Here is a 26,701-nt window from a genome sequence, read left to right as displayed (position 1 = left end):
CGCGCCGCATGAGCGCGGTTGAAAACGAGAGCGGGCGCGGCAGCGCCCGCGCCGTCGCTATTGCATCGGCGATCGGCCGCTTCCTGGTCATCGCGGTCACGACCTATCTTGGCCTGCTCGCGGTTACCTTCTTCATTGGCCGGGTCATCCCGATCGATCCGGTGCTGGCTGTGCTCGGCGATCGCGCGCCTCTCAATGTCGTCGAACGCACACGTCGCGAGATGGGCCTCGACCTGCCGCTGGTCGAGCAGTTCTACATCTATGTGAAAAATGCCCTGAACGGTGATTTCGGCACCTCGGTGTTGACCACCAATCCGGTCATGACCGACATCCGCCGCGCCTTCCCCGCGACCATCGAGCTGGCGACGCTGGGAACGCTGATCGGTTCGGTGCTCGGCGTGCCGCTCGGCGTGCTGGCAGCGGTAAAACGCGGCAGCGTTATCGACCAGATCGTGCGCATTGTCGGCCTGATCGGCTATTCCGTGCCGATCTTCTGGATCGGGCTTTTGGGGCTCGTCCTGTTCTACGCCAAGCTGCAATGGGTGGCGTTTCCCGGCCGCCTCGACGTCGTCTACGAATACACGTTCACACCGATCACCGGCTTTTATCTTCTCGATGCGCTGTGGCAGCGCCAGTGGGATGTCTTCTATGACGCCTTTCGCCACATCATTTTGCCGGCAGGCCTGCTGGGCTATTTCTCGCTGGCTTACATCAGCCGCATGACGCGCTCGTTCATGTTGAACGAGCTGGCGCAGGAATACATCGTCGCCGCGCGCGCCAAGGGCCTGTCGGAAACCCGCATCATCTGGGGTCACGCGCTGCGCAACGCCGCCGTGCCGATGGTCACGGTGATCGCGCTGTCCTACGCCAATCTGCTCGAGGGCTCGGTGCTGACCGAGGTCGTCTTCTCCTGGCCCGGCATCGGCCTCTACATCACCAATTCGCTGCAGAACGCCGACATGAACGCCGTACTCGGCGGCACCATCATCATCGGCTCGGTGTTTATCGGCATCAATCTCCTGTCCGACCTGCTCTACCGCGTGCTCGATCCGAGGACGAAGGTCCGATGAGCGCCGACATCGTCCAATCCCGTCGCGACTGGTTGCTCAGCGAGCGCCCGGCCTCGCGCATGCAGGCAAGGCTCGGCCGCGCCTATGTCGCGTGGCGGCGTTTTTCCGCCAACCGGTTGGCCTTTGTCGGCCTGCTCATCATCATCGCGCTGCTGGTCATCGCCGCCCTTGCCGGCGTGCTGGCGCCTTACTCGCCGACATTCGGCGATCTCAAGAATTCACGGCTGCTGGCGCCAAGCGCCGAGCACTGGTTCGGCACCGACGACCTCGGCCGCGATATCCTGTCGCGCATTCTCTACGGCTCGCGCTGGACGCTTTACGTGGTCATCCTGGTCGCCATCATCGCCGCACCCATCGGCCTGCTGGTCGGCACCGTCGCCGGCTATGCCGGCGGCTGGACCGATGCCATCCTGATGCGCATCACCGACATCGTCCTCGCTTTCCCCAAGCTGATCCTTGCGCTGGCTTTCGTCGCCGCCCTTGGCCCCGGCATCGAGAATGCGGTGCTGGCCATCGCCATCACCTCCTGGCCGCCTTACGCGCGAATTGCCCGCGCTGAAACGCTGACGGTGCGCAATTCCGATTACATCAAGGCGGTGCAATTGATGGGCGCCTCGCCGTTCCGCATCGTGTTGCGCCACATCATGCCGCTCTGCATCTCCTCGCTGATCGTCAGGGTGACGCTCGACATGGCCGGGATCATCCTGACCGCCGCCGGCCTCGGCTTCCTCGGCCTCGGCGCGCAGCCGCCGCTGCCCGAATGGGGCACGATGATCGCGTCGGGCCGCCGCTTCGTGCTCGACCAGTGGTGGGTGGCCGGCGCGCCGGGCTTTGCCATCCTCATCGTCAGCCTCGGCTTCAACCTGCTTGGCGACGGCCTGCGCGACGCGCTCGATCCCCGGAGTGGTGACCAATGAGCAGGGAGACGAAGACACTTCTCGACGTCGACGATCTGCGCGTCACCTTCCCGACGCGCACCGGGTTGATCGAAGCGGTGCGCGGCGTCTCCTTTTCGCTCGGCCGCGAACGCCTCGGCATCGTTGGTGAGTCCGGCTCGGGCAAGTCGCAGACCGGCCGTGCCATCATGGGCGTGACGCCGCCCCAGGCTAGGATATCGGCCAACAAATTGGCCTTCGACGGCATCGACCTGCTCCGCATCTCGCCACGCGAACGCCGGGCGCTGCGGGGCAACCGCATCGCCATGATCCTGCAGGATCCGAAATATTCGCTCGACCCGGTTATGAGCATCGGCCGGCAGATCGTCGAAACGCTGCGTACGCATGAGAAAGTCTCCAAGTCCGAGGCGCGCGAGCGGGCGCTGGCCATGCTGGAAGCAGTGCAGATCCGCGACCCCAAGCGCGTCTACGACCTGCATCCGCACGAAGTCTCCGGCGGCATGGGCCAGCGTGCCATGATCGCCATGATGCTGATCGCCGGACCGGAAATGATGATCGCCGACGAACCGACTTCGGCGCTCGACGTCACGGTGCAACTCGACGTGCTGGGCATCCTCGATAAATTGGTCAGCGATCGTGGCATGGGGCTGATCTTCATCTCGCATGATCTGCGTCTGGTCTCGTCATTCTGCGACCGCGTCATCGTCATGTATGCCGGCAAGGTCGTCGAGCAGCTCAAGGCCTCCGAACTCGGCCAGGCCCAGCATCCCTACACGCGCGGCCTGCTCAACTGCATGCCCAGGATCGGCTTCGAACGCCATCCGCTGCCGGTGCTCGACCGCAAGCCGGAGTGGGCGGCATGACTTCTGCGATTGCCGTCGACGGGCTGGAAGTGATCTTCGACCGCTTTCGCGCGCTGAAAGGCGTCGGCCTCGAGGTCAGGTCAGGCGAATCCTTTGGCCTTGTCGGCGAATCCGGTTCCGGCAAATCGACGCTGCTCAGGGCCATCGCCGGCCTTGCGCCGGTCGCCTCGGGCAGCATCACCGTCAATGGCAAGAAGCTTGGCGCGCGCCGCGACAAGGCCTTTTACCGCGAGGTGCAGATGGTCTTCCAGGACCCGTATGGCTCGCTGCACCCGCGCCAGACCGTCGACCGCCTGCTGCAGGAGCCACTTGCCATCCATGGTTTTGCCGACGGCGAAAAGCGCATCCAGCAGGCGCTTGACGAGGTCGGTCTCGGCAATGGCTTTCGCTTCCGCTACTCGCATCAATTGTCGGGTGGCCAGCGCCAGCGTGTGGCCATTGCCCGCGCGTTGATCCTTGAACCCTCGATCCTGCTGCTCGACGAGCCGACCTCGGCGCTCGATGCCTCGGTGCAGGCGGAAGTGCTCAATCTGCTGGAAGAAGTCCGCCGGCGGCGCAAGCTGACCTTCCTGATGGTCAGCCACGACCTCGCCATCGTCACCCATATGTGCGAGCGGCTGATGGTGATGCAGGGCGGCGAGGCGGTGGAGAACCTCACGGCGGCCCAACTTGTCGCGCACCGCGTGACCGAGGATTATACGCGCAATCTGCTCAGGGCCAGCGAGGGGTTTGTCCGCACGGGTTAAGGGATTTCAGGCTGCCCCACCTTCCTGTACCGTTTCCCCGTGTGCGCCTTCACCATCTTGCACCGGTTTCGGCTCCTTGATCCGGAACCACGTCACATAAAGCGCCGGCAGGAACAGCAGCGTGATCGCTGTACCGGCGATGATACCGCCCATCATGGCATAGGCCATCGGTCCCCAGAACACTTCCCGCGCGATAGGGATCAGCGCGAGGCTGGCGGCGGCCGCCGTCAGCGCGATCGGCCGCATGCGGTGTTCGGTCGCTTCGATGACGGCCGCCCAGCGGTCCTTGCCCTCGCGGACGAGATCCTCGATCTGCACGATCAGGATGACCGAGTTGCGGATCAGGATGCCGATCAGCGCCAGCACGCCGAGGATGGCGACGAAGCCGAGCGGCGCGCCGCTCGGCACCAGGGCCGCCACTACGCCGATCAGGCCGAGCGGCGCCACCGCTACGACCAGGAACAGGCGCTGGAAGCTTTGCAACTGCACCATCAGGATCGTCGCCATGACGAACAGCATCAGCGGCACCACCGCTGCGATCGGTCCCTGGCTCTTGGCGCTTTCCTCGACCGAGCCGGCGGTCTCGACCGAATAGCCCGGCGGCAGCTTGGCGATGAAGGCGCCGACCGATGGCTTCAACTCGTTGACCACGGTAGCCGGCAGCACGTCGCCGACCAGGCCGGCGCGCACGGTGATGGTCGGAATGCGGTCACGCCGCCACACCGTCGGCTGTTCGAGGTCGTAGCGGAAATTGGCCACCGCCGCGAGCGGGATGGCCTCGCCTGTGCTGGTCGGCAGCTGCAAGTTCTGCAGCGTTCCGATCGAGCCGCGCTCAGCCTCGCGCGAACGGGCCACGACATTGATCAGGTAGGTCGCGTCGCGCACCTGGGTGATGGCGGCGCCGCCGACCGTGCTGTTCAGCGCGCTGGCGATGTCGGAGGAGGTGATGCCGAGCTGGCGCGCCTTGTCCTGCAGCACGTCGACCCTCAGCACGCGCTGCGGCTCGTTCCAGTCGAAGGTCGGCGCGGCAAGCTTCGGGTTGGCTGAAATGACACCGGCGAATTGCTGCGCCAGTTCGCGCACTGTCTGGATGTCGGGACCGCCGACGCGGTACTGCACGGGGCGGCCGACCGGCGGCCCAAGCTCCAGCGGCTTGACGAAAGCGTCGGTGCCGACGAACTCCGCGCGCAGCAGCTTTTCCAAAGCCGGCTTGACCCGGTTGCGCGCCTCGATGCTCTTGGTGACGATCACCGTCTGGCCGAAATAGGGGTTGGCCGGCTGCACGTCATAGGCTAGCACGAAGCGCACCGCGCCCTGGCCGATATAGGACGAGAAATGGTCGATGTCGGGATTGCCGACCAGCGCCCGCTGCTCGAAACGCTCCATCTGGTCGCGTGTCTCGGCGATCGAGGAATTCTGCGGCAGGTTCCAGTCGACGATCAGCTCCGGCCGGTCCGACGGCGGAAAGAACTGCTGCTGGACCAGGCCGAAGCCGGCGATCGAGCCGGCAAACAACAGCACCGTGACGATAATGGTCAGCCAGTGATGGCGCACCGAGCCGACAAGCACGCGCCGGAACACCGCGGTGAAGCGTCCCGGCTGGTCGTGATGCTTTGCCTTCATCGTCGCCGGCAGGATGGTGACACCGAGCAGCGGCGCGAACAGCACCGCCACGATCCATGACACCAGCAGAGACACGGCGATGACGACGAACAGCGTGAAGGTGTATTCGCCGGCAGCGCTCGAATTGAGGCCGATCGGGATGAAGCCGGCGACCGTCACCAGCGTGCCGGTCAGCATCGGAAAGGCGGTCGATGTGTAGACATAGGTCGCTGCCTTGCGCAGATTGTCGCCGACCTCGAGCCGCGCCACCATCATCTCGACCGCGATCATCGCGTCGTCGACCAGCAGCCCGAGCGCGATGATCAGCGCGCCCAGCGAAATACGCTGCAGCGATATGCCGAGATAGGCCATGACCGTGAAGGTGATGGCCAGCACCAGCGGGATCGACAGCGCGACGACGAGGCCGGCACGCACGCCGAGGCTGATGAACGACACCGCAAGCACGATCGCCACCGCCTCGAACAAAGCGCGCGTAAAGCCGGAGACGGCCTCCTCGACGATGACAGGCTGGTCGGCGACCAGATGCACGCCGACGCCGACCGGAAGGTCGGCCAGCACCTTGTTCATCTCCTTGTGCAGCGCCTCGCCGAATTCGAGCAGATTGGCGTTGGGCTTCATGCCGATGGCGAGCCCGATGGCGTCCTGGCCATTGAAGCGGAACAGCGCCGTTGGCGGATCGGCATAGCCGCGCGTGATCGTCGCCACGTCGCTCAGCCGGAAGAAGCGGTCGTTGACGCGCAGATTGATGGCGCGAAGGCTGTCCTCGGAGGTGAACTGGCCACCGACGCGCACGCTGATGCGCTCCGGTCCGGACTGGATGACGCCGGACGGCGTGATCGCGTTCTGCGCCTGCAGGCTTGCCACGATCGCCTGCTGGTTGAGGCCAAGGGCGGCGATCTGGCGGGTCGAGAATTCGAGATAGATGGCTTCGTCCTGCGCGCCGACCAGGTCGACCTTGCCGGCATTCGGCACGGTCAGGATCTTGGTGCGGGCATCCTCGACATAGTCGCGCAGCTGGCGCGGCGTCAGCCCGTCCGATGTGAAGGCGTAGATGTTGCCGTAGACATCGCCGAAGCGGTCATTGAAGAACGGTCCCTGCACGCCTTGCGGAAATTGCGCCTTGATGTCGTTGACCATGTTGCGCACCTGAATCCAGTTCGGCACGACATCGCGCGCCTTGGTGGTGTCCTTCAGGTTGACGAAGATGACGGTCTGGCCGGCGGTGGTGACGGATCTGGTGAAGTCGAGACTGTCGAGCTCCTCGAGCTTCTTCTCGATGCGATCGGTGACCTGTTGCAATGTCTCCTTGACCGACGCGCCCGGCCAGTTGGCCTGGATGATCATCGTCTTGATGGTGAAGTTGGGGTCTTCCTCACGGCCGAGATTGAGGTAGGAGAAGATGCCGGCGACCACGAAGACCAGCATGAAATACCAGACCATGGAGCGGTGGCTGAGTGCCCAGTCGGAGAGATTGAAGCCCTTCATCAGACGCCACCCTCCAGCACTTTGACCTTCTGGCCTTCGCTCAGGCTGTGGACGCCCGCGGTGACGACGCGCATCCCGGCCTCCAGCCCCTCGGTGACGGTGAAGGTGGCGGCGCCCTTGGCGGCCACCTTGATCTCTTTCGCGCTCACGCTCGAGGTTTGTGGGTCGACGATCCACACCTTGTCTGCACCGTTCTTTTCGAGCAGCGCCGAGATGGGCAGTTCGATCGTCGGCGCAACCTTGGTCACGCGGGTCGCCGTCACCGTCGAGCCGAGCCGGAAGGCCTGCGGCGGATCGGTGAGCGTCAGCTTGACACGCCGCGTGCGCGTCGAGCCCTCGGCCTGTGGCGCGATCTCGCGCAGCTTGGCCTCTGTCTGGATCGTCGGCAGCGATTGCAAGATGACCTGGAACGGCGTGCCGGCGGTGAGATCGCCGGTCAGCTGGTCGGGAATATCGACCACCGCTTCGCGCAGATCCGAGCGCGCCACGGTGACCACCGTCTGGCCGGCCGAAACGGTCTGCCCAACCTCGGCGCCGACCGCGGTGACGACGCCGTCGAAATCCGAAAACAGCCTGGCGTAGCCAAGCTGCTCCTGCGATTTGGCAAGCGCGGCCTTGGCCCGCTCGACACTGGCTTCTGCTGCTTTGCGTGCCTGCTGGGCGGTGTCGAAGACGGCCTGCGTGGTGTTGGCGGAGGCAAGCAGCTGGCGCTGGCGCTCCTCGCTCGCGGCGGCGTTGGCGAACTGCGCCTCGGCATTGGAGAGCTCGGCCGTGGCCGCTTGCGCCGCCAACTCCAGCGCGGTCGGGTCGAGTGCGGCGATCGTCGTGCCCTTGCTGACGATGTCGCCGACCTTGACGTCGCGCGAGACGACGCGGCCGAGCAGGCGGAAGGCGAGGTCGGCGCTGACCTGCGGCTCGACCGAGCCGGCAAAGCCATAGATCTGCGTGGTGCGCGGCTCGATCACCACCGACAGCACCGGCCGGATGATCTCCGGTGGCTTTTCCTCGGACTTCGAGCAGGCGGCGAGCGCGCCAAGTGCGAACAGGCCAAGCAGCATGCGCGGCAACCGGTTCATTGGCTCGCCCCCGATATCTCGACCGTCTGGCCGGGACTGAGCAACTGCCCGCCTGCGGTGACGACGCTTTGGCCCTCGTTCAGCCCGCCGGCGATGACGACGGTGCCCGAATCGTAGGCCAGCACCTCGACCGGCGTCGTCGCCACCGCCTTGGTCGAGGGATCGACGATCCAGACAGCCGGTTTGCCGGCGCTGGACGTCAGCGCCTGCCAGGGCAGCAGGATCGCCTTCGCCGGCTTGGCGCTGACCGAGCCGATGACGGCCGCCCCCAGCGGCATGCCGGCCGGCGTGTCGGGAATGCCGATCTTGACCCTGATCGAACCGGAGGCCTGGTCGACCGCCGGCGCGATTTCGCGCACCGTGCCTTTTGCCCGGACCTGCGGGTCCGACAACAGCGTGATCGTCACCGCCGGCGACGGCGGCGTCCTGGCGACCAGCGTCTCCTGCACGTTGAACACCGCGTCGCGGTCGCCGTCCTCGGCGACGGTGAAGACGGTTTGCGCGGCTTGCACTACTTGGCCGGCTTCGACCTGGCGGGCGGTGATGACGCCGGGGGCGCCGGCCTTGAGCTCGGTGAAGGACAGGTTTTGCTGGGCGTTGGCGAATGCGCTCTGCGCGGCGTCGACACTGCCTTGCGCCACCTTCAGCGCCTGGTCGGCGGCGTCATAGTCGCGCCTGGTGGTGAAGCCCTGGGCAAGCAGCGTCTTCTGCCGCTCGAAGGCGGCGGCGGACTGGGTCAGTTGCGCTTGTGCCGCGTCAAGATCGGCTTGTGCGGAGCGCAGATCGGATTGCTGCTCCTGCGGATCGATGCGGGCAAGCACCGCACCCTGGTCGACATGCTGGCCGACATCGACAAGCCGCTCGGCGACGCGGCCGCCGACCCGGAACGACAGATTGTTCAGCGTGCGCGCCGCGATCACCCCGGTCAGCGAGGTTCTCGGCGCATAGTCGGCCATCGCCACCGTTTCGGTGCGCACCATGACCGGCAGTTTCTTGTCCGCCGCTTCCAGCTTCTGGCAGCCGGCGAGCAGCAATGCGGCTGTGCAGACGCACACTGCAGACACGGTTGGAAAAGACAAAAGGCTGGAGGTTCTGACGGATGGCGGCGAGACGGACGATGTCGCGTTCCTGCTCATGGGCTCCCCCAGCCGCGGGTCGCTCGCTGATCGCGATGCCTCGCGGACATCTGGAGGATAGTCGATCTCCGGAAAAAGGAAACCTGTCTCGTACGCGTATCGGATGACTGGCTAAGGAGATCAGGCCCAATCGCCTGCCGATGGTGCCGACTTGAGGAAAACGTGAAATAAGGTCAGAAGACATCTGATCAACGAGAACGGGCGCCGGCCCGATGAGGGATATCATGAAGAATTCAGCCATTTCCGAACGCAAGAACCAGTCGATCTCGCGCGGCGTCGGCATGACCACGCAAATCTACGCCGACCGGGCTGAAAACTCGGAAATCTGGGATGTCGAAGGCCGCCGCTACATCGACTTCTCGTCGGGCATCGCCGTCGTCAACACCGGCCACCGCCATCCCAGGGTGATCGAGGCGGTCAAGGCGCAGCTCGATCGCTTCACCCACACCTGCCACCAGGTGGTGCCCTATGAGAGCTATGTGCGGCTCGCTGAACGGCTGAACGCCATGCTGCCGGGCAAGTTCGAGAAGAAGACGATCTTCGTCACCACCGGCGCCGAGGCGGTCGAAAATGCCATCAAGATCGCCCGCAACGCCACAGGCCGCCAGGCCGTCATCGCCTTCGCCGGCGGCTTCCACGGTCGCACCTTCATGGGTATGGCGCTGACCGGCAAGGTCGTGCCCTACAAGGTCGGTTTCGGCGCCATGCCGGGCGACGTCTATCACGCGCCGTTCCCGGTGCCGCTGCACGGCGTGTCGGTGGCAGACTCGCTGGCCGCGCTCGACAGGCTGTTCAAGGCCGATGTCGACCCGGCCCGCGTCGCCGCCATCATCATCGAGCCGGTCCAGGGCGAGGGCGGCTTCTACGACGCGCCTCGCGAATTCCTGACGGCACTGCGCAAGCTCTGCGACCAGCACGGCATGCTGCTCATCGCCGACGAGGTGCAGACCGGCTTTGCCCGCACCGGCAAGATGTTCGCGATGGATCATCATGAAGTCGCGGCCGACATCACCACCATGGCCAAGAGCCTGGCCGGCGGTTTCCCGCTGTCGGCGGTCACCGGCCGCGCCGAGATCATGGATGCGCCCGGCCCCGGCGGCCTCGGCGGCACCTATGGCGGCAGCCCGATCGGCGTTGCTGCCGCACACGCCGTGCTCGATGTGATCGAGGACGAAAAGCTCTGCGACCGCGCCAACTCGCTGGGCGCAAGGCTGAAGCAGCGCCTGCAGTCGATCCGTGACGACGTGCCCGAGATCGTCGACATAAGGGGTCTCGGCTTCATGAACGCGGTCGAGTTCAACGACGTCAAGAAGGGCCTGCCGTCGGCTGAGATCGCCAATGCCATCCGGTTGAAGGCGCTCGACAAGGGCCTGATCCTGCTGACCTGCGGCGTCTACGGCAACGTCATCCGCTTCCTGGCGCCGATCACCATCCAGGACGAGATCATGAACGAAGCGCTCGACATCCTGGAAAGCTCGATCCGCGAAGTTTGCGCTGCCTGAACTGGAGCTCGCCTTCTCCCCGTCACTATACGGGGAGTTGAGGAATGGTCCGCTAGTGGACGAAAAGCCAATTGCTTGGCTTTTCGAATGACGAACGCCGGCAGGCGGATGAGGGGCAGCGCCGGCGCTCCAGATCGGGATCTTCCCGCAGCCTTGCCAACTATCCCGCAGCGCGGGCAGGTTCATCCTGCTGGAAAGCGGCCAGTGCCGCCTTCAGTCCATCCGGCCCCGCCGCAACAGTTTCCGGCGTCGGCGAGAAGCCGGCGCCGAGCATCTTGCGGCCGAGCATATGGTCGCCGGGGCGGTTGACGGATTCGATGCCGAGCAGCCGGTCGCCGGCATAGTGGTAGATCGAGAACTTGTTGTCGGGCAGGTCGCCCAGCACGACATGGCCGTCGCCGCCGGCGGTCAGCCCGACCATCTGCAGCTTCATGTCGCCAATGTCGGACCAGAACCATGGCACCGCCGAATAGGCATCGGCATGGCCCGTGATGGTGCGGGCGGCAAGCCGCGCCTGGTCGGTGGCGTTCTGCACCGATTCCAGCCGCACGTCGCCGCCGGTGAACCAGTGCCGGTAGGAGGCGGCGTCGCCAATAGCCAGGATTTCCGGCATCGAACTGCGCATCTGGTGGTCGACGCGGATGCCGTTGGCGATGGTGAGGCCGGCTTCCTGCGCCAATTCGACATTGGGCACTGCGCCGATGCCGACAATGACCATGCGCGCCAGCAGCCTTTCGCCTGATGAGGTGATCGCGGCGACGACATGGCCGTTTTCGCCTTCGAGTTTTGAAATCGAGGTGCCAGTCAGGATGCGCACGCCTGTCGCTTCCAGCCTTTGCCGGACATGGCTCGCCACCACCGGTGCCACCGCGCGGCCAAGCAGTCGGTCGACCGCTTCCACCACCGTTACCGTGCGGCCGGCCGACCGCAGTGTCGCGGCGATCTCCAGCCCGATGAAGCCGCCGCCGAGGATGACGACATCTTCGCTCTGCGCGCTCAACTCACGGATCCGCCGCGCATCGGCCAGCGAACGCAGCGACAAAACGCCGGAAAGATCTGAGCCCGGCAGCGGCAGGACGCGTGGGCGCGATCCGGTCGCCAGGATCAGATGGTCGAAGGCAAGCGTGCCGCCGCCGGCGATGTCGACGCGTCGTCCGCCGGCATCGATGCGGTCAATCCGGATGCCCGCCCGGTAGTCGATGGCGTTGCCGGTATAAAAGGCCTCGCCCCGCAAGGGTTGCGGTTTGGCCTCGGCATCCTTGATGAAGGTCTTTGACAGCGGCGGCTTGTGATAGGGTAACTCGTTCTCGTCACTGATGAGGATCACCGGCGCGTCATAGCCGTCCTCGCGCAGACTGGCGGCCGCCTGCACGCCCGCATGACCCGCACCGACAATGACCACGCCGTTCTTCATCGCATTCCAATCCCGATTCGATTCTAGGATGTCTCGCCAACTGGCAATTGTCTGGCGCCGCCGCAAGACGGCGCTTGCGGGTCGCACTCGGAATGGTGGCTGTCAATCATACAGTTCGGCGGCAAAGCCGGTGCAGCCGGGACGTAAAGTTGAGCGTTGTAGTTTAGAATAATTCTAAACTGTTGTTTCGATTGGCTTTTCCCGTAGATTTTCGTTGACTTCCACCAGCGTCGAAGCTTTATGGAAGCCTGCGCGTTAGCGCATCCCTTTGATGTTTGGGCCTTGAACCCGTTCGATTGGAGGCATTTTGGTGTCTTTCTTCCGCGAACCGCGCGATGGCGCGGCAAGTCTTGTGCCTTATGGCATCGATATGGCCTGGCGCCGGTTGCCGTGCGCGCCATTCATAGAATTCCCGAGAAACTGGAGAGCGATAATGACAGCACGATACGGCGGCAGGCTTGCGGCGATTGGTGCCACGGCGCTGCTGACGGCGGCGGTGTTCGTGCTGCCTGCCAAGGCGGAAACCGATGCCAAGCCGGTCATCAAGACCTATTCCGACATGGCGCTTGCCAAATATGAGGACTCGCTGACCACGGCGCAGGCCCTCGACAAGGCGGTAGACGCGCTGTTGGCCAATCCGTCGGCGGAAACGCTCAATGCCGCCCGCGACGCCTGGAAGGCATCGCGCGTGCCCTACCAGCAGACCGAGGTCTACCGCTTCGGCAACAAGATCGTCGACGACTGGGAAGGCAAGGTGAATTCCTGGCCGCTGGACGAAGGCCTGATCGACTATGTCGCCAAGAGCTACGGCACCGAATCCGATGCGAATGCGCTCTATACGGCCAATGTGATCGCCAACAAGGAAATCGAGATCAACGGCAAGAAGGTCGATGCCTCGAAGCTTTCGCCGGAATTTCTCTCCGGCACGCTGCAGGAGGCCGGCGGCATCGAGGCCAATGTCGCCACCGGCTATCACGCCATCGAATTCTTGCTCTGGGGCCAGGATCTGCACGGCACCGGGCCGGGCGCCGGCGAGCGCCCCTACACCGACTACGACCTCAAGAACTGCACCGGCGGCAATTGCGACCGCCGCGCCGAATATCTGAAGTCCGCCAGCACGCTTCTGGTTTCCGACCTGCAGGAAATGGTCGGCAACTGGAAGGAAGACGGCGCGGCGCGCAAGAACCTGGTCGATGGCGAGCCGAACACCGCGATCTCGGTCATCTTCACCGGCATGGGCTCGCTCTCCTACGGCGAACTCGCCGGCGAGCGCATGAAGCTCGGCCTGCTGCTGCACGATCCAGAAGAGGAGCACGACTGCTTCTCCGACAACACCTACAATTCCCATCTCTATGACGCGATCGGCATCCGCGCTGCCTACCTGGCCAGCTATACCAGGCTAGACGGCACCATCGTTTCGGGGCCTTCGGTGCATGACATGGTCAAGGTGGCCGATCCGGCGATCGACAAGGAACTGTCCGATAAACTCGATGTCACCGTCGCCAAGATGGAGGCGATCAAGGCGCGGGCACTGGCGGGCGAGGCCTATGACCAGCAGATCGCCGAGGGCAACACGGCAGGTAATGCCACCGTGCAGGCGGCGATCGACGCGCTGATCGACCAGACCAAGTCGATCGAACGCGCCGTTGGCTCGCTGAAACTCAACGCCATTGCCTTCGAGGGATCCGACAGCCTCGACGCACCGGACAAGGTGTTCAAGTAAACGCCGAAACCTGGAGCTTGGTCCGGAGCCTGATAATCGGCTTCGGAATGGGCTCCGGGACCAAAACAAGCCAAACGGCGCGGGAGGCGCCGTCAGCCATCCGAGCGCTATAAATGCTGATCTGCCATTGCAATATCATCACCGAGAGGGAGATCGAGCAGACGATCATCGGACTGCTGGACCAAGACCCCTGGCAACTCATCGTGCCGGCCAAGGTCTATCACACGATGCAAAAGCGCGGCCGCTGTTGCGGCTGCTTCCCAAATGTGGTCGAAACGATCATTCGGGTCACCGAAAATTACCACGCCCGCTCGGAGGCGAGCGGCGTGGATGTCGTTTCACATCTGGATCGCGTCAGAGGCCTGCGCGTCCAATACGGGAGCAGAACCCATGAAAGGCGAAATTCAGATCATCGAGCGGCTTAACGAGGCTCTTTTCCTGGAGCTTGGAGCCGTCAATCAATATTGGGTGCATTTCCGTCTGCTGGAGGATTGGGGATACACCAAGCTGGCCAAGAAGGAGCGGGCCGAATCGATCGAGGAGATGCATCACGCCGACAAGCTCATCGCCCGCATCATCTTTCTTGAAGGCCATCCGAACCTGCAGTCCGTGGCGCCGCTGCGCATTGGCCAGAACGTCAAGGAAGTGCTCGAATCCGATCTTGCCGGCGAATATGACGCGCGCACTGCCTACAAGCGTTCGCGCGAAATCTGCCACGAGGTGGGCGATTACGTGACGATGAAACTGTTCGAGGATCTGCTGGCTGACGAGGAAGGTCACATCGACTTCCTCGAGACGCAGCTCGACCTGCTCGCCTCGATCGGCGAGGAGAAGTACGGCCAGCTCAACGCAGACGCGGCCAACGAGGCGGAGTAAAGGCATGCGGGAATGCGGCGCCTGCTAGAATTCCTGCGCCGCTTGCGGCGGGCCGCCGGCTCGCCGCTTCTCCTGAGAAGACCAGCCGGACCGGCTCGTCGGCGTTTTACCATTCTAGCGCTGGCGCTGACATCGTCGGCGCTTGCCGGCGACCTTCAGCCAGCCGGGCTCGCCACCACGCGCAGCGACCTTAATCAAAAAGATCAGGCGCGCGTCATCGCCGTCACCAGGCCGACCACGGATTTCTCCAAACCCGAGGCGTTCGAGCTGATGCAAGGTGGCGCCCGCACCTCGAAGAAGAACGTCGACCGCGACGCCTTCTCGCAATCCTCGGCCAACCTCACCTTCGAGGAAGAGGGCACTTTCAAGCTCGGCAACGCTTTGTTTCGCAAGAACTGGGTCTCGTCGCCATCCTCGACGCAGGCGTCCGACGGGCTTGGTCCGCTGTTCAACGAACGCGCCTGCCAGAACTGCCATCTGAAGGATGGTCGCGGCCGTCCGCCGCAAGGCGATACCGGCACCACCTCGATGTTCCTGCGGCTGGCGCGCGACGCCAGCAACGCCGAGGAGAAAGCAGCCATTGCCAGCCACCAATTGCTCAACTTTCCCGACCCGGTCTATGGCACGCAGTTGCAGGAACTGGCCGTACCCGGTCTGCGCGGCGAAGGTCGGATGCGTGTCGACTATCTCGATCGTAAGGTGGAACTGACGGACGGCACGGTGGTTTCCCTGCGCAAACCCGGCTACGCCGTCACCGATCTTGCCTATGGGCCGCTTGATCCGCGCACCACGCTGTCGCCACGCCTGACGCCGCCGATGATCGGCCTTGGCCTGATCGAGCAGATCGCGCCGGCGGACATTCTGGCCAATGCCGATCCGGACGATCGAAACGGCGATGGCATTTCCGGCAGGCCGAACATAGTGCGCGACAGCCTGAGCGGGGAGCTGATGCTTGGCCGTTTCGGCTGGAAGGCGCAGACAGCATCGATCCGCCAGCAGGCGGCGGACGCCTTTGCCGGCGACATCGGCATCTCGACGCCGGAAGAACCAAAACATTGGGGCGACTGCACCGCGGCGCAAGCAAAATGCCTCGCCATGCCGAATGGCGTCCAGGAGCGGCTCGGCCCGGTCGAGGCACCGCCGCCGGTGATGGATCTCGTCACCTTCTATTCGCAAAACCTGGCCGTGCCGGCACGCCGCGATCTCGCCGCGCCTGATGTGCTCGCCGGCAAGAAGGTCTTCTATGAAATCGGCTGCGTTTCCTGCCACACGCCGAAATTTGTTACCCGCCGCGACGCGCCCAACAAGGCGCAGGCCTTCCAATTGATCTGGCCCTATTCCGACTTCCTGCTGCACGACATGGGTCCCGATCTGGCCGACGGCCAGGCTGTGGGCGATGCGACGGGAAGCGAATGGCGCAGCCCGCCGCTTTGGGGCATCGGCCTCACCGAAACCGTCAACGGCAATTCCTTCTTTCTGCACGATGGCCGCGCGCGCAGCCTGACCGAGGCGATCCTGTGGCATGGTGGCGAGGCGCAAAAGGCGCGCGACCGCTTTGCCGCCGCCAACGCGGCCGAGCGCGATGCGCTGCTCAAATTCCTGGAGTCATTCTAATGCTGAAGCGTTCCGCACTGGTTCTCGTTCTGCCGCTGGTTCTGCTGGGCGTTCTCCCGGCATCGGCGGCGGTGAAAGCCTCCGACATCATCCAGCGGGCGATCGACGGCTTTGTCAGGCCGGCCTATGCCGACCTGCAGCAGCATGCGGAAGCCCTGACGAAGGCGATGCACAAGCTTTGCGAAGCGCCTTCGCAAGGGGAACTCGACGCGGCGCAGGCCGAATTTTCGGCCACGGTCTATGCCTGGTCATCGGCCGAGATCATCGGCTTCGGGCCGATCAAGGAGAACAACCGTCTGGAGCGCACGCTGTTCTGGCCGGATCGCAAGAGCATCGGCCTGAAACAGGTGCAGGCCGCGCTGTCGAACAAGGACGCCGGCGCTACCGATCCGGCACAACTGGCCGGCAAGAGTGTCGCCATGCAGGGGCTCGGCGCGTTGGAATTCGTGCTCTACGGCGACGGCGCCGACGCGCTGGCGGGCAAGGATGATCCCTATCGCTGCGCCTATGGCGCTGCGATTGCCGGCAATATCGAAACCATGGCTGGTGAAGTCAGCGCAGCCTGGAACAAGCCGGACGGTTTTGCCGCACTCTGGGCCAATCCGGGACCGCAGAACGCCCTCTACCGCGACGGCAACGAAGCGGTGACCGAACTGGTCGGCGTCTTCATCAACGAGCTGGAAATGGTGAGGGATGTCCGCCTGAAGGGCTTTTTCGGCGGCAAGCCCGAGGCGGACAAGCCGAAGCAGGCAATCTATTGGCGTTCGCAAAACACCGCCAATTCGCTTGCGGGAAATCTCGCCGGCATCGATGCGCTGTTCCAGGCCTCGAAACTTGGCGATGCCTTGCCTGAAGATGCGCGCTGGATGGCGGAATCGATCCACATCCAGCTGGTCAACGGCGTCGCCACCGCGAAGTCCATTCAGGGTCCGATCGACAAGACGTTGGCGGACCCGGCGATGCGCGAAAAACTCGAGCATTTCGCGCTGATCACCTCCAGCCTGTCGACGCTGATCGGCACCAGGCTGACCGCCGAATTCGGCCTGACCGCTGGCTTCTCCTCGCTGGATGGGGACTGATCTTGAAGACGCCTCTCATCGATCGCCGGGATTTCCTCAGGGCCGCAGGCATCGGCTTTGCTGCCGTGATGGCGCCGTCGGCCTGGGCGAAGACGCTTGCTGTCGACGCCGTTTTCGCCACGGCTTTCGTCAAGCGTGACGGCAGTTTTGGCGCCGCCGTCCTGTCCGAGGCCGGCAAGCTGCTCCATGCGATCGACCTGCCCGATCGCGGCCATGACGTCACCTTCGATCCCGTCTCGAAGCGTTCGGTGGTCTTCGCCCGCCAGCCCGGCACCTTTGCCGTCGTTTTCGATCACACCGGGCGCGACGCCCCGCTGACCATCGCCAGCGTCAGCGGCCGGCATTTCTTCGGCCATGGCGTGTTCTCGCCCGACGGGGCGCTGCTCTATGCCACCGAGAACGATTTCGACAACGCCGCCGGTGTCGTCGGCGTCTACGACGCGCGGGCGAAATTCAAGCGCATCGGCGAATTCCCGACCTACGGCATGGGCCCGCACGAGCTTCTGCTGCTGGGTGACGGCAGGACGATCGCGGTGGCCAATGGCGGCATCGAGACCCATCCCGATTATGGTCGCGCCGAGCTCAACATCGCCACCATGAAGCCGTCCTATGTACTGATCGACCGCGTCTCCGGCGACTTGATCGAAAAGCACGAATTGCCGGCTTCACTGCACCAGCTGTCGATCCGTCACATGGACACTGACCCATCCGGCACCGTCTGGTTCGGCTGCCAATACCGGGGTCCCGGCACCGATCGTCCGCTGCTGGTCGGCCGCGCCACGCGCGGCAAGGAGTTGCAGCTGCTCGACATGCCGCAGGACGTACTGTCCGGCTTCCGCAACTATATCGGCTCGGTTGCCGCCAATCCTTTGGCCGGCACCGTCGCCGTCTCATCGCCGGAAGGCAATTCGCTTGTGGTGATCGATGCGGCCAACGGCCAGGTTCTCTCGAACAGTGCGCTGGTCGAGGTCTGTGGCGTGGCTCCCGACGGAGCTGGCTTCATGGCCACCACCGGCGCCGGCGCGATCATCGAGGGCAGCGGCGCGATGCGGTCCGAGCCGGACTATGTCTGGGACAACCACATGCTGCGCATCGAACAGGTCTGATAGCGCGCTGGGAAGCGAAGCCGCTTAACAAATTATGCTTGCGGTGGCGCGCCGTGGCGGGCACAGGGAGGTGTTTCTCGGAAGCGGTCACCTCATGAAAGTGCTTGCCATCGACTGTGCCGCCAGCCTCTGCGCCGCCTGCGTCTACGACGCGGCGGCTGGGATGGAGCTTGGCCGCTCGGTGCTCGATCTCGGCAAGGGCCATGCCGAGCACCTGATGGCCGTCATCGCCGAGGCGCTGACGGCGGGCGAAACCAACTATGCCGGCCTTGGCGCCATTGCCGTCTCCATCGGTCCCGGTTCCTTCACTGGCCTGCGCGTCGGCGTGTCGACCGCGCGTGGTCTGGCGCTGGCGCTGAAAATTCCTGCGATCGGTGTGACGACGCTCGAAGCGCTCGCGGCTGAAGCTGCAGCGGCATTTCCCGGCCGTGCAGTCCTGGCGGCGCTCGATGCCGGGCGTGACGAAATCCATGCCGCGCTTTACGACAAAGCGTTAGTTTTAACTTACGGACCAGCGGTGACCACATTGCCGGAAGCCACTGTCTTAGCGATCGAGTACGCTGCGGTGCTTGCCGGCACCGCGGCGGTAGAGATCGCCGCATCGGCGGGCCGGGATTTCGATACAGGGCCCCGGACGGCCACCGCCGACATTGCCACATATGCACGTCTGGCCGCCGCCAAAGGCGAGGGCGAAAGGCCGAAACCACTTTATTTGCGCGGCGCGGACGCCAAGCCGCAGGCCGGGTTCATTTTATCAAGGCAACAAAATTAATGCGCATACCTTTTCTCCAATCGCGCCGCCGGGATTATGCGCTCGAGCCGCTCAGGATCACCGACAGCCCGACAGTCTCGTTGCTGCACCGCGAGGACTTCGTCCGCCCGTGGACCGATGGCGAGTTCGCCGCCTTGCTCGAGCAGGACACCGTCTTCGGCTACGCGGCGCGCGAAACCGGGCAGGGCGCCAAGCCGCCAGTCGGCTTCGTGCTGGCGAGGCTGGCTGCCGGCGAAGGCGAAATCCTGACCGTCGCGGTGGCGCGATCGCATCGTCGCCAGGGGCTGGGCTGGCAGTTGATGGATGCGGTACTGCGCGAACTGCATGTGCAGCGCGCCGAAGCGCTATTCCTCGAGGTCGACGAGACCAATGTCGCCGCGATTGCCCTCTATCGTCGGCTGGGCTTCCGCGAAGTCGGCAAGCGCCCGGACTACTACAAGTCGCCCGATCGCGGGCCGACCGGCGCGCTTGTCATGCGCCGGGATCTTCGCTAGCCAGACGCCGGGATAAGGCCAGGACAGTATGATCGGAAGAATCAGGATTTTCCTGGCCCTGGGCCTTGTCGTCGCCGGTTCGCTGGTCCTGGTGCCATTGCAGATACTGTCGATGAAGACCGGCTGGTGGCCGGAAACCGTCATCCTCAAAATCTGGCACAGGCTGATCCTCAGAGCGCTCGGCATGCGCGTCCATATCAAGGGGGCGTTGTCCGACAAACGGCCCCTCCTGGTTGCCGCAAACCACATCTCCTGGACCGACATCATGGTGCTGGGCTCCTTTGCCGATGTGAAATTCATCGCCAGGGCCGATATGGAAGGCTGGCCGCTGATCGGCATGCTGTCCAAGTTGCAGCGCACCGTTTTTATCGAGCGCGAACGCAAGCGTTCCTCGGGAGACCAGGCCAGCGAGATCGCCAGCCGCATGGCCAAGGGCGACGCCATGGTGCTGTTCGCCGAGGGCTCGACCGGTGACGGCAATGCTGTCCTGCCCTTCAAAAGCACACTGTTCGGCGCCGCCTCGATGGCGATTTCGGAGGGTGCTGCCGAGCAGGTGTTCATCCAGCCGGTGGCGATCGCCTACACGCGCCTGCACGGCGTGCCGCTCGGCCGCCGCCATCGGCCGATCTCGGCCTGGATCGGCGACGAGGATTTGATGCCGCATCTGAAAGTGCTGATGGCGGAAGGCGCGCTCGACGTCGAGGTGCATTTCGGCGAGCCGATCGCCTTTGCCAAGGGCTCGAACCGCAAGGAAACGGCCAGGCTGATGGAAAGCCAGGTGCGCGAGATGATGCAGGCGGCACTCGCCGATCCGCGTCCGAGCCGCTAGCCCCGGCATACGCCAGCAGGCGCATGCCGAGAATCGTCTGTTTTTTGTCGCGGAAAGGCGTTAGAAGCCGCCGGATGGACTTGAACACGATTGAAAGCGACGACATCGGCACCGTGGCCGGGCAGCCGGCTGCTGGCGCCACGGCAGCGAAAAAGGTCTTCATCAAGACCTATGGCTGCCAGATGAACGTTTATGATTCACAGCGCATGGGCGATGCGCTGGCAGCCGACGGCTATACCGCGACCGATGCCATCGACGAGGCCGATCTGGTGCTGCTCAACACCTGCCACATCAGGGAAAAGGCGGCGGAAAAGGTCTATTCCGAACTCGGCCGCATCCGCGACATGAAGGCGGAGCGCGCCATTGCCGGCCGCGAACTGCTGATTGGCGTCGCCGGCTGCGTGGCGCAGGCCGAGGGCGCGGAGATCATCCGGCGTTCGCCGGCCGTCGATCTGGTCATCGGGCCGCAGACCTATCACCGTCTGCCCGACGTGCTGGCGAGAGTGCGCAACGGCGAAAAGATCGTCGAGACCGACTACGCCATCGAGGACAAGTTCGACCATCTGCCGCAACCCAAGCGCGCCGAGGTGATCAAGCGCGGCGTCACCGCATTCCTCACCGTGCAGGAAGGCTGCGACAAGTTCTGCACCTTCTGCGTCGTGCCCTACACCAGGGGATCTGAAGTGTCGCGGTCGGTGGCGCAGATCGTCGCCGAGGCCGAGCGCCTGGCCGAAGCCGGCGTGCGCGAGGTGACGCTGCTTGGCCAGAACGTCAATGCCTGGCATGGCAAGGGCGACAACGGCGAGGAATGGGGCCTTGGCCGGCTGCTGTTCAGGCTGGCCGAAATCCCCGGTCTGGCGCGGCTGCGCTACACCACCAGCCATCCGCGCGACATGGACGACGAACTGATCGCTGCCCATCGCGACCTGCCGTCGCTGATGCCTTATCTGCATCTGCCGGTGCAATCGGGGTCCGACCGCATCCTGAAAGCGATGAACCGCAGGCATACGGCCAAGGATTATCTGGCATTGCTCGACCGTATCCGCGCGGCACGGCCCGATATCGCGCTGTCCGGCGATTTCATCGTCGGCTTCCCCGGCGAGACCGAGGCCGATTTCGAGGCGACCATGGATCTTGTGCGCCAGGTGAATTACGCCTCGGCCTTTTCGTTCAAATATTCGCCGCGCCCCGGCACGCCGGGCGCCGACATGCCCGATCACGTGCCGGAAACGGTCAAGGACGAGCGCCTGCAACGCCTGCAGGCATTGCTCTTGAAACAGCAGCAGGATTTCGGTTTGAGCCTGGTCGGCAGCACCATCGACACGCTGATCGAGAAGCCCGGACGGCAGGCAGGCCAGAAGGTCGGCCGCTCACCTTGGCTGCAGCCGGTTATTGTTGATGAAAAGGCCGGCGAAATCGGTGACATTATCCAGGTGCGAATCACGAAGACGGGCTACAATAGCCTGTTCGCCGAATTGGCCTGATGGTCTCGGCAGATGAGGAGAGACGGTTGAGCGCAGCAGAGCTGAAGAACCTGCCCCCGGTACCGGCATCTGGGGCTTCTGACATGGCGCACATCGTTCTGACTTTCGACAACAACAAGCTTGCCAGCGCCCTTTACGGTCAGTTCGACGAGAACCTCGCCCGGCTCGAGCAGAAGCTCGGCGTCGATATCCGCTCGCGCGGCAACCAGCTGACCATCAAGGGGTCGGCTTCTGCCGCCGAACAGGCGCGCCGCGCCTTGGACAATCTCTACGGGATTCTGCAGAAGGGCGTCGATATCGGCCAGTCCGACGTCGATGGCGCCGTGCGCATGGCGGTCGCCGCCGACGATCAGCTGACGCTGCCGACGCTGGAGCGCAAGGGCAAGGTCTCCGCCGCCCAGATCGCCACCCGCAAGAAGACGATCTATGCCCGCTCGCTGAACCAGGACGCCTATATGCGGGCGCTGGAGCGGTCGGAACTGGTGTTCGGCATCGGTCCGGCCGGTACCGGCAAGACCTATCTGGCGGTGGCGCATGCGGCGATGCTGCTGGAACGCGGCATGGTCGAGCGGATCATCCTGTCGCGGCCGGCCGTCGAGGCCGGCGAACGCTTGGGCTTCCTGCCCGGCGACATGAAGGAAAAGGTCGATCCGTATCTGCGGCCGCTTTATGACGCGCTCTACGACATGATGCCGGCCGACAAGGTCGAGCGTGCCATTGCCGCCGAGGTGATCGAGATCGCGCCGCTCGCCTTCATGCGCGGCCGCACGCTGGCGCATGCCGCCGTCATTCTCGACGAGGCGCAGAACACCACGCCGATGCAGATGAAGATGTTCCTGACCCGTCTCGGCGAGAACTCGCGCATGATCGTCACCGGCGATCCGACCCAGATCGACCTGCCTCCGAGCACCAAATCAGGCCTGGTCGAAGCCTTGCGTGTCCTCGACGGCGTGGCCGGCGCGGTCACCGTGCGCTTCAACGATATCGACGTCGTTCGCCATCCGCTGGTGGCGGAAATCGTCAGGGCCTATGACCGCGACGCCAAGCTGGCGCGCGGCCTGGGCGCCGAGAATTGATCTTGACGATGCGGCTTCATGCCTGAGGACAAAATATCCGGCGACGGGAATCCTCCCGTCGACATCGATATATCGGTCGAAGCCGGCGACTGGCCCGATGAGGCCAGCCTGACGCGGCTGGTCGACCGCGCGGTTGGCGCCGCTTTTGCCGAGACCGGCTTGACGGGTTCTTCCGAACTCAGCATCGTTTTTTCCGACGACGCCCATATCCGGACCCTCAATGCCGACTGGCGCGGCAAGGACAAACCCACCAACGTCTTGTCTTTCCCGGCTTTTCCACATGTGAAAGGCGGCCCATTGCCACCGATGCTGGGCGATATCGTGCTCGCCGCTGAGACGGTTTCACGCGAAGCGGCACTGGAAGACAAGCCGGTGCAGAACCATATCACCCATCTCGTCATCCACGGCCTGCTGCATTTGCTGGGCCATGATCACGAGACCGACGCCGAGGCCGAGGAGATGGAAGCCATCGAACGCGCAGCCCTTGCAAGGCTTGCCATTCCCGATCCCTACGCGTAACTACATCTGACAATTGACCGGACGACGATGAACGACAAACCAGAAACTGCCGCCCGCCCCGACGCCGGCAGTGCGCCCAAGGCTTCCGATACGTCGGAAGAGGGATCAAGTCCGAGTACCGTTACCCCTGGTGCTGCCAGCACCGGCAGCGCTGCCAGCGAGCATTCGCCTGCCGGCCCCTCCCTGTTCGACCGCGTTTTGGGCCTGTTCAGGCAACGCAACGGCACCAGCCTGCGTGAGGAAATCGCCGGCGCGCTTGCCGAGACGGCCAGTGACGCCGAATCCTTCTCGCCTGGCGAGCGCGCCATGCTCAACAACATCCTGCGGCTGCGCGAAGTGCGCGTCGAGGATGTCATGGTGCCGCGCGCCGACATCGAGGCGGTCGAGATCACCACGACGCTCGGCGATCTCCTGGGCACCTTCGAACAGTCCGGCCATTCCCGCATGCCGGTCTATTCCGAGACGCTCGACGATCCGCGCGGCATGGTCCATATCCGCGACGTACTGGCCCACATCACCAAGCTCGCGCGCGTCAAGAAGGGCCGCGCGACCAGGAAGACGCCTGTCGTCACGCAGCTGGATCTCGCTCAGGTCGACCTCGCACGCACCATCGGCGAGCTCAATCTGATCCGCCAGGTTCTGTTCGTACCGCCATCGATGCTGGCCTCCGACCTGATGGGCCGCATGCAGACCACGCGCACGCAGATGGCGCTGGTCATCGATGAATATGGCGGCACCGACGGGCTTGTTTCGCTCGAAGACATTGTCGAGATGGTCGTCGGCGACATCGAGGACGAGCATGACGACGATGAGCCGATGATCACCCAGGCCGGTGACGGCATTTTCATCGTTGACGGCAAGGCCGAGATCGACGAAGTCGCCAAGATGATCGGCGAGGACTTCGCTGCCGGCGAACATGGCGAATATGTCGACACGATCGGCGGCATGATCTTCAACACGCTCGGCCGCGTGCCGGCGCGCGGCGAGGTGGTGCAGGCCATTCCAGGCTTCGAGTTCCATGTGCTCGACGCCGATCCGCGCCGCGTCAAACGCGTGCGCATCGTGCAGAGCCAGAAGGGCGAGCGCCGCCGGCGTGCCACGGCGCGCACCGAGCAGGCGTGAGTTTTCCGCTCGCTCGATGACGATCGACGACCCGTTCAAGCACGCAAGTCTGGGGTCCGGTGTCTTCTACAGGGATCCTCGTGCCGCGCTGGCGTGGCTGGAAGCGGCTTTCGGCTTCGAGCGCAGCATGGTGGTCAGTGATGCCGAGGGAAAGCTCGTCCATGCCGAGATGCGGTTTGGCGATTGCACTATCATCGTCGATTCCGAATGGAGTGAGTATGTCGCGAGCCCGGCTTCGGTCTCGGGCAAGAACACGCAATCGGTCTATGTCAGGCTCAAGGACGGCCTGGATGCGCATTGCGAACAGGCGAGGGCGGCCGGCGCAGACATAATCCAGGAGCCCGCGGACCAGTTCTACGGCGAACGCCAGTATCGGGCCCGCGATCCCGAGGGCCATGTCTGGACCTTCACCCAGCCCATCCGTTCCGTCTCCCGCGAAGAGGCCGAGCGGTTGAGCGGTCTGCGCATTGACGGCTGGCACCGTTAGCGCGGCGGCTGACAGGCCGGCGTTTGGAGCGCGGGCCGCGGCCTGATAAATCTTGCGTCCTGATTCGCGCGACTCGGAAGTATGCATGGAGCGCCTGGCCGGCCGGATAATTCTGCTTTGGGGTTGGCGGCGCGCACTCGTGGCGTTTCTTGCAGGCGCCCTGGCGGTGCTTGGCCAGGCGCCCTACGATTTTTTCGCCGCCTGCTTCATCTCGTTTCCGCTGCTGGTCTGGCTGCTCGACGGCGCGACCGGCGAGGCCTCCGGCAGCCTGTTCCGGCGCCTGCGGCCGGCCTTCGCCGTCGGCTGGTGGTTTGGTTTCGGCTACTTTCTCGCCGGTCTCTGGTGGATCGGCTCCGCGCTGCTGGTCGAGGCCGACGACTTTGCCTGGGCGCTGCCCTTTGCCGTGATCGGCATTCCCTTCGCGCTCGCCTTTTTCTACGGCTTCGCAACCATGGTCGCCCGGCTGCTGTGGAGCAGCGATATCGGCCGCATCGCCGCCCTTGCCTTCGGCTTCGGGCTGACCGAGTGGCTGCGCGGCTTCCTGTTCACCGGTTTTCCCTGGAATGCCATCGGCTACGCCGCGATGCCGGTACCCCTGATGATGCAGAGCGTGTCGGTGACCGGCATGATCGGCATGAACGTGCTTGCCGTGTTCCTCTTTTCGCTGCCGGCGCTGCTGGCGGCGCGCCGGCACCGTCGCCTGGGCGCCGCACTGTTCGTCCTGCTTGCATCAGCCCATGTCGGCTTCGGCTATGTCAGGCTTACCGCTCCTGAAAAGCCGGCGGAGCGCAGCCTGGATGTCCGCATCGTCCAGCCGGCCGTCGACCTCAGTGAAAAATGGGACGCCTCGGTGCGCGACCGCATCTTCGCCACTTTGCTCGGCCTGTCCGCCAAGGCGCCTGACCCGGGTCACGGCAAGCCACAGCTCATTATCTGGCCGGAAACCTCGGTGCCGTTCCTCTTCACCGAGCGCCCGGACGCATTGACGGCGCTGGGTGACATGCTGGCCGACGGTCAGATGCTGATCGCCGGCGTCGTTCGCGAGGAAGGCAGGTCCGCGGCCGCCGACAGCCGCTATTACAATTCCGTCGTGGCGATCAACGACAAGGGCGAAATCGCTGACGCCGTCGACAAGGTCCATCTGGTGCCGTTCGGCGAGTACCTGCCTTTCGCCGACCTTCTCAACCGTTTCGGCATTGCACAGCTTGTCGCCGGTCCGGTGACGTTCGCCGCCGGCAACGAGCGCCACGCCATCACGCTGCCGGGCGGCATCCGCGCCCTTCCATTTATCTGTTATGAGGTGATCTTTCCCGATCTTGTGGCAGTTGACGCTACGTCAGCGCAGCTTATTGTGAACGTTACCAATGATGCCTGGTTCGGGGACACACCGGGACCGTATCAGCATTTCAGGCAGGCCCAGATTCGTGCGGTGGAGAACGGATTGCCCTTGCTGCGTGCTGCCAACAACGGCATCTCGGCCGTCGTCGATCCACACGGTCGCATCGTCGATGCGCTGGCGATCAATGCGCGCGGAGCCATCGATGTGAAGGTGCCGATTGCCGGACAGACGGTCGTTTCCTCGGGCCAGCGGCGCATTAACGGAATGCTGATCATGTTGCTGTTTGCGCTCATGGGGGCGCTGTTGAACGTAAGGCAAAGGCTACGGGTGAATTGACAGTCGACACATTAGAAACTCATACTGTATCGCC

24 protein-coding genes are annotated in these 26,701 nt (G+C 64.1%); 20 read left to right on the top strand and 4 right to left on the bottom strand.

Annotated features, from left to right (window positions below; genetic code table 11):
- Positions 1–8 precede the first annotated feature (8 nt).
- The 4 genes from AC1DX4_RS26110 to AC1DX4_RS26095 are packed head-to-tail and all read left to right on the top strand — an operon-like array spanning position 9 to position 3,575.
- A complete protein-coding gene (locus AC1DX4_RS26110) occupies positions 9–1,070 on the top strand; it encodes an ABC transporter permease (protein WP_477223051.1) in 1,062 nt (353 codons plus the stop codon).
- Positions 1,067–1,987 carry a nickel transporter permease gene (gene nikC, locus AC1DX4_RS26105; RefSeq protein ID WP_477223050.1) on the top strand — a complete coding sequence of 307 codons (921 nt, stop codon included), beginning with the start codon at positions 1,067–1,069 and terminating at the stop codon, positions 1,985–1,987. The genes AC1DX4_RS26110 and nikC overlap by 4 nt, the downstream gene beginning before the upstream one ends.
- Positions 1,984–2,829: an ABC transporter ATP-binding protein gene (locus AC1DX4_RS26100; RefSeq protein ID WP_477223049.1), complete on the top strand. Its 846-nt coding sequence runs from the start codon at positions 1,984–1,986 to the stop codon at positions 2,827–2,829. The genes nikC and AC1DX4_RS26100 overlap by 4 nt, the downstream gene beginning before the upstream one ends.
- Positions 2,826–3,575, top strand: a complete 750-nt coding sequence (locus tag AC1DX4_RS26095) for an ABC transporter ATP-binding protein (RefSeq protein ID WP_477223048.1) — start codon at positions 2,826–2,828, stop codon at positions 3,573–3,575. The genes AC1DX4_RS26100 and AC1DX4_RS26095 overlap by 4 nt, the downstream gene beginning before the upstream one ends.
- A gap of 6 nt (positions 3,576–3,581) precedes the next feature.
- Here the strand turns inward: AC1DX4_RS26095 and AC1DX4_RS26090 are convergent, their stop codons facing one another.
- From AC1DX4_RS26090 to AC1DX4_RS26080, 3 genes are read right to left on the bottom strand one after another with little or no spacing between them, the layout of a single operon-like run.
- A complete protein-coding gene (locus AC1DX4_RS26090; RefSeq protein WP_477223047.1) occupies positions 3,582–6,683 on the bottom strand; it encodes an efflux RND transporter permease subunit in 3,102 nt (1,033 codons plus the stop codon).
- Entirely contained in the window at positions 6,683–7,759 is a 1,077-nt protein-coding gene (locus AC1DX4_RS26085; protein ID WP_477223046.1) for an efflux RND transporter periplasmic adaptor subunit, read from the bottom strand. Before AC1DX4_RS26085 ends, AC1DX4_RS26090 begins: the two co-directional genes overlap by 1 nt.
- The gene (locus tag AC1DX4_RS26080; protein WP_477223045.1) at positions 7,756–8,895 is read right to left on the bottom strand and encodes an efflux RND transporter periplasmic adaptor subunit; all 1,140 of its coding nucleotides are present in this window, start codon (positions 8,893–8,895) and stop codon (positions 7,756–7,758) included. The genes AC1DX4_RS26085 and AC1DX4_RS26080 overlap by 4 nt, the downstream gene beginning before the upstream one ends.
- Positions 8,896–9,119: 224 nt before the next feature.
- Here AC1DX4_RS26080 and AC1DX4_RS26075 point away from each other — a divergent pair, with 224 nt between their 5' ends.
- Entirely contained in the window at positions 9,120–10,397 is a 1,278-nt protein-coding gene (locus AC1DX4_RS26075; protein WP_477223044.1) for a 4-aminobutyrate--2-oxoglutarate transaminase, read from the top strand.
- A gap of 160 nt (positions 10,398–10,557) precedes the next feature.
- Here AC1DX4_RS26075 and AC1DX4_RS26070 read toward each other — a convergent pair whose 3' ends face one another.
- Positions 10,558–11,811 carry an NAD(P)/FAD-dependent oxidoreductase gene (locus tag AC1DX4_RS26070; RefSeq protein WP_477223043.1) on the bottom strand — a complete coding sequence of 418 codons (1,254 nt, stop codon included), beginning with the start codon at positions 11,809–11,811 and terminating at the stop codon, positions 10,558–10,560.
- A gap of 433 nt (positions 11,812–12,244) precedes the next feature.
- Here AC1DX4_RS26070 and AC1DX4_RS26065 point away from each other — a divergent pair, with 433 nt between their 5' ends.
- From AC1DX4_RS26065 to lnt, 15 genes are all read left to right on the top strand, one after another.
- A complete protein-coding gene (locus AC1DX4_RS26065) occupies positions 12,245–13,534 on the top strand; it encodes an imelysin family protein (protein ID WP_477223042.1) in 1,290 nt (429 codons plus the stop codon).
- Between the two features lie 113 nt (positions 13,535–13,647).
- Positions 13,648–13,959 carry a (2Fe-2S)-binding protein gene (locus AC1DX4_RS26060; RefSeq protein WP_477223041.1) on the top strand — a complete coding sequence of 104 codons (312 nt, stop codon included), beginning with the start codon at positions 13,648–13,650 and terminating at the stop codon, positions 13,957–13,959.
- Entirely contained in the window at positions 13,925–14,410 is a 486-nt protein-coding gene (gene bfr / locus AC1DX4_RS26055; protein ID WP_477223040.1) for a bacterioferritin, read from the top strand. Before AC1DX4_RS26060 ends, bfr begins: the two co-directional genes overlap by 35 nt.
- A 12-nt stretch (positions 14,411–14,422) precedes the next feature.
- A complete protein-coding gene (locus tag AC1DX4_RS26050) occupies positions 14,423–16,024 on the top strand; it encodes a di-heme oxidoreductase family protein (protein WP_477223039.1) in 1,602 nt (533 codons plus the stop codon).
- Positions 16,024–17,103: an imelysin family protein gene (locus AC1DX4_RS26045; protein ID WP_477223038.1), complete on the top strand. Its 1,080-nt coding sequence runs from the start codon at positions 16,024–16,026 to the stop codon at positions 17,101–17,103. The genes AC1DX4_RS26050 and AC1DX4_RS26045 overlap by 1 nt, the downstream gene beginning before the upstream one ends.
- Before the next feature lie 2 nt (positions 17,104–17,105).
- Positions 17,106–18,209, top strand: a complete 1,104-nt coding sequence (locus tag AC1DX4_RS26040) for a DUF1513 domain-containing protein (protein WP_477223037.1) — start codon at positions 17,106–17,108, stop codon at positions 18,207–18,209.
- A gap of 94 nt (positions 18,210–18,303) precedes the next feature.
- Positions 18,304–18,981, top strand: a complete 678-nt coding sequence (gene tsaB, locus AC1DX4_RS26035; protein ID WP_477223036.1) for a tRNA (adenosine(37)-N6)-threonylcarbamoyltransferase complex dimerization subunit type 1 TsaB — start codon at positions 18,304–18,306, stop codon at positions 18,979–18,981.
- A complete protein-coding gene (locus tag AC1DX4_RS26030) occupies positions 18,981–19,475 on the top strand; it encodes a GNAT family N-acetyltransferase (RefSeq protein WP_477223035.1) in 495 nt (164 codons plus the stop codon). The genes tsaB and AC1DX4_RS26030 overlap by 1 nt, the downstream gene beginning before the upstream one ends.
- A gap of 28 nt (positions 19,476–19,503) precedes the next feature.
- Positions 19,504–20,304, top strand: coding sequence for a lyso-ornithine lipid O-acyltransferase (olsA, locus tag AC1DX4_RS26025; protein ID WP_477223034.1), 801 nt, complete (start codon positions 19,504–19,506; stop codon positions 20,302–20,304).
- Between the two features lie 74 nt (positions 20,305–20,378).
- The gene (miaB, locus tag AC1DX4_RS26020; protein WP_477223033.1) at positions 20,379–21,788 is read left to right on the top strand and encodes a tRNA (N6-isopentenyl adenosine(37)-C2)-methylthiotransferase MiaB; all 1,410 of its coding nucleotides are present in this window, start codon (positions 20,379–20,381) and stop codon (positions 21,786–21,788) included.
- An 83-nt stretch (positions 21,789–21,871) separates the two neighbouring features.
- Positions 21,872–22,864, top strand: a complete 993-nt coding sequence (locus AC1DX4_RS26015; RefSeq protein WP_023766987.1) for a PhoH family protein — start codon at positions 21,872–21,874, stop codon at positions 22,862–22,864.
- Between the two features lie 18 nt (positions 22,865–22,882).
- Positions 22,883–23,383 (top strand): rRNA maturation RNase YbeY, encoded by a 501-nt coding sequence (gene ybeY, locus AC1DX4_RS26010; RefSeq protein ID WP_477223032.1) that lies wholly within the window; start codon positions 22,883–22,885, stop codon positions 23,381–23,383.
- Positions 23,384–23,410: 27 nt separating this feature from the next.
- Positions 23,411–24,505 carry a hemolysin family protein gene (locus tag AC1DX4_RS26005; RefSeq protein WP_477223031.1) on the top strand — a complete coding sequence of 365 codons (1,095 nt, stop codon included), beginning with the start codon at positions 23,411–23,413 and terminating at the stop codon, positions 24,503–24,505.
- Between the two features lie 16 nt (positions 24,506–24,521).
- Complete coding sequence (locus AC1DX4_RS26000) at positions 24,522–24,992, top strand: VOC family protein (protein WP_477223030.1); 471 nt, start codon at positions 24,522–24,524, stop codon at positions 24,990–24,992.
- A gap of 85 nt (positions 24,993–25,077) precedes the next feature.
- Positions 25,078–26,667 carry an apolipoprotein N-acyltransferase gene (lnt, locus tag AC1DX4_RS25995; RefSeq protein WP_477223029.1) on the top strand — a complete coding sequence of 530 codons (1,590 nt, stop codon included), beginning with the start codon at positions 25,078–25,080 and terminating at the stop codon, positions 26,665–26,667.
- The last annotated feature ends 34 nt before the right edge of the window (positions 26,668–26,701 follow it).

Source organism: Mesorhizobium sp. P3_A8 (genome assembly GCF_056402995.1).
This window is presented reverse-complemented; position numbering and strand designations above follow the sequence as displayed.